General features: G+C 46.7%; 4 protein-coding genes. 2 read left to right on the plus strand and 2 right to left on the minus strand.

The window, feature by feature from the left end; translation table 11 throughout:
- Positions 1-200: 200 nt before the first annotated feature.
- Together ACJ751_RS25595 and rpsT are read right to left on the minus strand one after the other, a co-directional pair.
- Positions 201-1928 (minus strand): M14 family metallopeptidase, encoded by a 1728-nt coding sequence (locus tag ACJ751_RS25595; protein ID WP_407748376.1) that lies wholly within the window; start codon positions 1926-1928, stop codon positions 201-203.
- Between the two features lie 434 nt (positions 1929-2362).
- The gene (gene rpsT / locus ACJ751_RS25600) at positions 2363-2620 is read right to left on the minus strand and encodes a 30S ribosomal protein S20 (RefSeq protein ID WP_407748377.1); all 258 of its coding nucleotides are present in this window, start codon (positions 2618-2620) and stop codon (positions 2363-2365) included.
- Between the two features lie 311 nt (positions 2621-2931).
- Between rpsT and ACJ751_RS25605 the strand changes: the two genes are divergently transcribed.
- Both ACJ751_RS25605 and odhB read left to right on the plus strand, forming a co-directional pair.
- Positions 2932-5694, plus strand: coding sequence for a 2-oxoglutarate dehydrogenase E1 component (locus tag ACJ751_RS25605; RefSeq protein WP_407748378.1), 2763 nt, complete (start codon positions 2932-2934; stop codon positions 5692-5694).
- A 56-nt stretch (positions 5695-5750) separates the two neighbouring features.
- Positions 5751-6998: a 2-oxoglutarate dehydrogenase complex dihydrolipoyllysine-residue succinyltransferase gene (odhB, locus tag ACJ751_RS25610; protein WP_407748379.1), complete on the plus strand. Its 1248-nt coding sequence runs from the start codon at positions 5751-5753 to the stop codon at positions 6996-6998.
- Positions 6999-7046: the final 48 nt, after the last annotated feature.

Genomic DNA, 7046 nt, shown 5'->3' on the forward strand with positions numbered 1-7046 from the left:
CAACCGGCGCGCTGTTGCTGGTAAGCGATCAGCCCATGGTGCCGGAAGGCGTAAAAACCGAAGAAAGCGACAAAAAGGTCACCGCCAATTTTGTTGAACGGCATGTTCGGATAGGTATAGATTCATTGAAACAGTTAATCAACGATGGATTAACAGTGAGACATCTTAGGTTCTAAGAATACAGTTATTAAACCTTCGAACTAACGAACTACCCGATACACGGGGTACCGCAGATGATCAGGTTCATAGTAAGGTGAGTTTCTATAAACAAAGTCAAGCTGAGCGCTGGCGCTTTTGGCAAAAGCAGTATCGGTTAACCTGCGTGCTTCCAACTGTTTTCTTACATCAGGATGCTCATTGAGATACTGTGCGGCAATATCTTCAAATGCATAGGCGCTGTATCCTTCCTTTCGGCCCAGGATGCCATCAAAATAATTCCAGGCAAAATAGGAATCATCAGGCTGCGGTTCCAGCACTTCTACCAAAAACCGGTTAGCGGACTGATTGAGCGGAACAAAATAATCTCCTTTTCTGAATTGCACTTTCTGCTTGCTGGTACTCACCACCACATCTGTATTCTGGTGATGCATTTCATATGGCCGGGGAAAGGTTTTGTAATCTTCAATCCGGTATACTTCCACTTCTATGCTGGTATCCTTTGACAATACCCGCATATTCACTTTATTGAGTTTTAACAGATCGATCACTTTCCACCAGCCCTGGGGAATTATATAGGCAAGGGGTTTATTAATAGTGGTGCGGGCAGCGTAATAATTATAGTACCGGATCTGTTTTTCGTAAGGTTTGGTACGATCGTAATATAAACGCGGCAGCCCCGATACCTCACTTGGTTTATGCCCCGCTTCATATCCCTTGAAGGTTACCTGGTCGGCCCGGCTGGTATCGAGCTTCCAGCTCACAGGAAAACTGGTTTGGTTTACTACATTCTTTTTGGTTTGCTCGCGTAATTGATGGATCGCTTCGCTATTTGTTGCCGTGAAAGCAATGAACGATTCCATTAATGCTTTGGTAGCTTCCACCCGAAGGTTATACGGTTTCAGCATATGGGTTTCGGGCACAAAGGCAAAGGTGTGCCACAAAGTGGCGTAACCGCTGCTGTACCGCGGACCATCAAAGTAAGCTTCCATGCCTGCTTCCGGTGTTTGGCCGGCAAAATCAACGTAAGGCACCAGGTCATAGCCCTTTTGTTTCATCAGTTTGTACAGGCCCGGTTCAAACTCTGTGTGCAGGTAATCGCCCAGGGGGCCGCCCAGCTTGTTATACTGGCTGGTAAGCAGGGTCATAATGTGCTGGTAATCGGCCCCGTTGCTGACATGGTTATCAACGAATACATCGGGGTCGCACTGGTGAAAGATGGCTGCAAAGGAGCGGGCTTCTTTGGAATCGCATTTTATAAAGTCGCGGTTGAGGTCGAGGTTTTGAGAATTACCGCGGGAACCAAAGTCCGCCGGACCGTTTTGATCTACCCGGTACCAGGGGCTGCGGTTCAAACAACCCCCAATATTATATACGGGTATAATGGCCAGCACTACATTGTCGGGCAGTTTTATTTTGTGCGTGGCAATATCCCGCACCAGCAGCATACTGGCGTCAATACCATCGGGTTCGCCGGGGTGAATGCCATTATTTACCAGGATGACGCGTTTATTCTTCCGGTGCAGGCTGGTCATATCAAAATCACCGTCGTTCGAAACTACTACCAGGTGCAGGGGAAAACCGGCATCGCTGGGTCCCATGGCCTGCATTTTTATGGTCGGGAACCGGTCGTCCATCATTTTCCACCAGCTAATGATCTCGCTGTAGGTAGGCGTTTCTTTGGCCTGGGTTTGTTCGTATTTGGTTGTAAAAGATTGACTGAAAATAAATGCGGGCAATAAAAGCAGGAAGCCTACTGATAGTATTCTCATAATGTGACTGTTGGAGCTCTAAATATAAGAAATAGTCTGAAATGGGATAGATGGGATCAATGGGATGGATGGGACGAGACAAATTGTGGCGGAATGGTAGTGAAATGCTCAGGATATTCTCTGGGTATTCTCTAAGTATTGTCTGATGCTCTGGGAATTGCTCATACGCCTGAGAAGTCCCAGAGAATACCCAGAGAGTGTCCAGAGAATACCCAGAGCATTTCCCGAGAATACCCAGGCCATTACACTACCACTCCACTACCATCCCTGCAACTATTACAGTTATATAAGTATTTATTCCTTTTATGCTCACAAAGGTTGAGTTGGCTAAAACAAAAAAACCTCCCGCGTGAACGGGAGGAAAAAACAAAAAAAATAATATCTTATAAAATAAACCTGCCTGCCAGATGTCAAACGGCCGCAGGCCACACCACTTATTTTGCTAAGGTATTGATCTTTTTAGCCAGCTTACTTTTCAGGTTAGCGGCCTTATTCTTATGAATAATACCTCTTTTTGCTAATTTGTCGATCATAGAAGCTACATCAGGAAACTCTTTAGAAGCTTCGCCGTTTGTCTTCAGTACTTTCAAATCACGGATGGCATTACGGGTAGTTTTGCCGTAATACTTGTTTCTTTCACGTCTTTTAGCAGCTTGACGTACGTCTTTCTTAGTAGCTTTATGATTTGCCATTTCGTTCTAATTTACTCCCCAAAAATTTAGGGGAGTGCAAAGGTAAGGATTTGAATAAGAAAATGAAAAATAATACAGAAAAAATCTTGCCCCAGCCCTCTACCGCATGAATAACAGCAATTTAACCATTTCTTTTTCCACCAAATTACCATAGAATGCACGCCTGTTGCCGGTTTTAGCGGTCAATCCCATTTTATAGTGTCAAAAAACCCAAATTCAGATAATTTGACTTCTATTCATACCGTTTTTGACCGATATTTGTACCCCGATTTTAAATAACTCAATACACTTTAAGTTTCAATTGCATCCTCATGAAGGATTTTTCGTATATCACCAATTCCCACCCGGCCTTTATTGAAAACCTGTATCAGGATTTCTTACAAGACCCAAACAGTGTTGATCCCGACCTTAAAAAATTTTTTGAAGGATTTGACTTTGCCGTGGGACAAGGCAAAAATGGGACAACGAACGGAACGGCAGCAGTAGCAGGCGAAACGGCCGGCGCTACGGGCGAAAGCTTCGACTGGAAAAAAGAAGTGGGCGCCTACCGCCTTATTCTGGGTTACCGCAACAAAGGCCACCTGATCGCTAAAACCAACCCCATTCGCCAGCGCAAAGACCGTGGCGCCAACCTGGACCTGGGTTTTTATGGTTTTACCGAGGCTGATCTCGATAAAACCCTCAATGCGGGCAATATGATCGGGTTGGGAACCACCACCCTGCGCAACATTCTCACCCACATGCAAAAGACCTATGCCGGGCATGTAGGGATCGAGTTCAAATACATCAGCGATCAGAAGAAAGTTGACTGGCTTACCAATGAAATGGAACGGAACTTTTCCAAGCCGCTCGCCATCGACAAGAAAAAACGCATCCTGGAAAAACTCAACCAGGGCGTGATCTTCGAGAAATTCCTCCATACAAAATATATCGGCCAGAAAAGGTTCTCCCTGGAAGGTGGCGAAAGCACCATTGCTGCGCTGGACGAGATCATAACCACTGCCGCCAATAACGATGTGCAGGAAGTTGTGATCGGCATGGCCCACCGCGGCCGCCTGAACGTACTGGCCAACATCATGGGTAAAACCTATGAGCAGATCTTCAGTGAATTTGAAGGTACCGCCAAGCCCGACCAAACCATGGGCAGCGGCGACGTAAAATACCACATGGGTTATGGCAGTGAGGTGGAAACACCCGATGGCAAAACCATTCACCTGAAGCTGATGCCCAACCCATCGCACCTGGAAACAGTTGACCCCGTTGTGATCGGCTTCGCCCGGGCAAAAGCAGATGTACTGTACAAAAGCGATTTCGATAAAATATTACCTATACTCATCCATGGTGACGCATCTGTAGCCGGCCAGGGAGTTGTTTACGAAGTACTGCAAATGAGCGACCTCGATGGTTACTACACTGGTGGTACCATTCACTTCGTAATTAACAACCAGATCGGTTTCACTACCGATTTTGAAGACGCCCGCAGCTCTGACTACTGTACTTCACTGGCAGCCATGATCCAGGCGCCCGTGTTACACGTAAATGGAGATGATGCAGAAGCAGTAGTTAAATGCGTTCAAATAGCTACCCGCTACCGCCAGGAATTTAATACTGATGTGTTCATTGATATGGTTTGTTACCGCAAACATGGGCACAACGAAGGCGATGATCCTAAATTCACCCAGCCGCAGTTGTATGCACTGATCGAAAAACACGCCAACCCGCGTGAAGTGTATACCAACTTCCTGTTGGAAAACGGCGAGTCGGACGCCAAGGACCTGGCCAAGGAAATGGAGAAGAAATTCTGGGGCGATCTGCAGGAACGCCTCGATGAAATAAAACAGAAACCACTCCCCTATCATTACCAACAACCGGAACTGGCCTGGAAGAATTTGCGGAAAGCCACAGAAGAAGACTTTGTGAAGTCACCGGTTACCGCCATCGATGAAGCCAGTTTCAAAAAGGTGTTTGATGCCATCATGAAATGGCCTGCTGATTTTAAACCGCTGAAAAAGGTAGAAAAGATCATCCAGGACAAAGTAAAATTATACAACGAAGAGGGTAAACTGGACTGGGCAACCGGTGAGCTTATGGCTTACGGTACCCTGCTGCTGGAAGGAAAAGATGTGCGCATGAGCGGACAGGATGTTCGCCGCGGCACCTTCTCACACCGCCATGCTGTTTTGCGCGACGAGAACACCGACAAAGCATACAGCAGACTAAGCGAAATTCCCGATGCCAGCGGTCAATTCAGAATATACAACTCATTACTGAGCGAATATGGTGTGCTGGGCTTTGAATATGGCTATGCGATGGCCACTCCCAATAGCCTGGTATTATGGGAAGCCCAGTTTGGCGATTTCAGCAACGGCGCCCAGATCATGATCGATCAGTTCATTTCTGCCGGCGAACAAAAATGGAACCGGATGAACGGTATCACTATGTTGTTGCCGCACGGTTACGAAGGACAGGGACCCGAACACAGCAGCGCCCGCATGGAACGTTTCTTACAAATGTGCGCTGAATTGAATATGGTGATAACCAACATTACCACAGCCGCCAATTTATTCCATGCCCTGCGTCGCCAGTTAACATGGTCTTTCCGCAAACCGCTGATCAACTTCTCACCCAAAGCTAATTTGCGTCACCCGGGTACTTACTCCCCCACACAGGAGTTCCTGAACGGTGGGTTCAAAGAAGTGATCGACGATACTATTGTGAGTGACGCCTCGGGGGTTCGCAAAGTATTGTTCTGCAGTGGTAAAGTGTACTTTGACCTCGCAGAACGTCAGCAAAAAGAAAACAAGAAAGATACAGCCATTGTACGCCTTGAACAGTTGTATCCTTTACCTGTTAAACAACTGGAAGCCTTGTATGCCAAATACAATAAAGCAACCTGGTTCTGGGTACAGGAAGAACCGCTGAACATGGGCGCTGCTTCCTTCCTGCAAATGAATCTGAAGAGCATTAATTTTGGTGTTATCAGCCGTCAGCCAAGCGCTGCTACTGCCACCGGTTATGCCAAAGTTCACGCACAGGAGCAGGCAGAGATCATTGATACCGCATTTTCAATATAAAACTTTGTTCATCACGATTGCCCATAATTCATTGAAGTCAAACAGAAACGTTTTTTATGATAGATATAAAAGTTCCGACAGTTGGAGAATCCATTAGCGAGGTTACTTTATTAAAATGGGTAAAGAACAGCGGAGATTATGTTGAACGTGATGAAGTGATCGCTGAGCTTGAAAGCGAAAAAGCCACTTTTGAAGTAAATGCCGAGCAGGCAGGCACCCTGCAACAATCAGCCAAAGAAGGCGATACCCTTAAAATTGGCGATATACTGGCTACTATCGATGATAAAGCAGCCAAGCCGGAAAAAGCAGCGGGCTCCAACGGAACACCGGCTAAAGAAGCAAAGCCGGAAACAAGCGCCAAAACAGAACCGGTTGTTCAACAACCTTCTCAGGCGCCTGTTACAGCAGTATCAAACGACATTAAGGCTACACCGGTTGCAGCCGCCATGATCGCCGATAAAAAAGTAGATCCCAAGTCTGTTACTCCCAGCGGGTACAGCGGCAAGATCGTTAAGAACGATGTATTGCAAGCCTTATCGAACCCCGGCAAAGTAACTGGCGGCAAACCGCTGTTCAGCCGTGAAGAAAGAAGGGAAAAAATGAGCCAGCTGCGCAAAACCATCAGCCGCCGCCTGGTAGAATCAAAGAATACAACGGCGATGCTCACTACCTTTAACGAGGTTGATATGAGCCGCATCATGGAAATACGCAGCAAGTTCAAAGACAAGTTCAAGGAATCACATGGGGTTAACCTTGGTTTCATGAGCTTCTTTGCCAAAGCCTGCGCCATCGCCTTACAGGAATGGCCTGCAGTAGGCGCTTACATCGATGGCGACCAACTTGTTTACCACGATTATGTTGACATTTCCGTAGCCGTGTCTACACCCCGTGGTTTAACCGTTCCGGTTATCCGCAACGTAGAAAGCCTCAGCATGGCCGAAATTGAAAAGAAAGTAGTGGAACTGGCCGGCAAAGCAAGAGACAACAAATTAACCATGGACGAACTTACTGGCGGAACCTTTACCATCACCAATGGTGGTGTGTTTGGTTCTTTAATGAGTACGCCTATCATTAACCTGCCTCAAAGCGCCATCCTGGGTATGCATAAAATTCAGGAGCGCCCCATGGCCATCAACGGACAGGTAGTAATTAAACCCATGATGTACCTGGCGGTGAGCTACGATCACCGTATCATCGATGGCCGTGAATCAGTAAGCTTCCTGGTACGGATGAAAGAGCTTCTTGAAAATCCTGAGCTGTTGTTGTTTGGAAAAGATCCGGTTAAGACTTTATTAGAGCTTTAAGATCAAACGTCAAGCTCCGTAAAATATACAAGCCCCTGTTGACTGCAG

Source organism: Niastella sp., assembly GCF_045805085.1.
GTDB lineage: Bacteria > Bacteroidota > Bacteroidia > Chitinophagales > Chitinophagaceae > Niastella.